Genomic DNA, 450 nt, shown 5'->3' with positions numbered 1-450 from the left:
GCACCAGATGCTGTTCGACGGAATCACCCCTCGCAACTGCATGCCCAGCCTGCACACAGCGTGGGCCACCGCGATCTTCATTCATTCCCGCAAGGGCCCACGCATTCTGCGATTCGCCGGCGCGTTCTGGCTGATTGCCACGCTCTGCGCAACGCTGGGATTCGGCTACCATTACGGCGTGGATCTCCTTGCCGGCGTGGTGTTCGCGTTCACGATCGAGGCAGCGCTGCGCGCGAACGACCGCGGCTGGGAACGGCCAGGAATCCGGCTGGTCGCCCACGGTGCAACGGTCTTCGCTGTGCTCTTGGTGTCGTATCGCTATCTGCCGGTGGAGATGGCCGAACACCCGTGGGTGTCCGGACCACTTCTCATTCTGGCGACGGCCTCCGTGGTCCACGCCTACGTGCGGACCACCAAGCCGTGGGATCAGAAGGCCGCACCGGCGACGAC

The 450-nt window shown here is 64.9% G+C and carries 1 protein-coding gene; it reads left to right on the top strand.

Annotated features, from left to right (window positions below; genetic code table 11):
* The coding region (locus CAY82_RS27560) for a phosphatase PAP2 family protein (RefSeq protein ID WP_170931138.1) at positions 1-450 on the top strand (450 nt) is incomplete at both ends.

This window comes from Pseudomonas sp. SID14000 (assembly GCF_002165135.1).
Classification (GTDB): Bacteria; Pseudomonadota; Gammaproteobacteria; order Pseudomonadales; family Pseudomonadaceae; genus Aquipseudomonas.
Note: the sequence above shows the minus strand (reverse complement) of the source record. Positions and strands in the feature narration are given on the sequence as shown.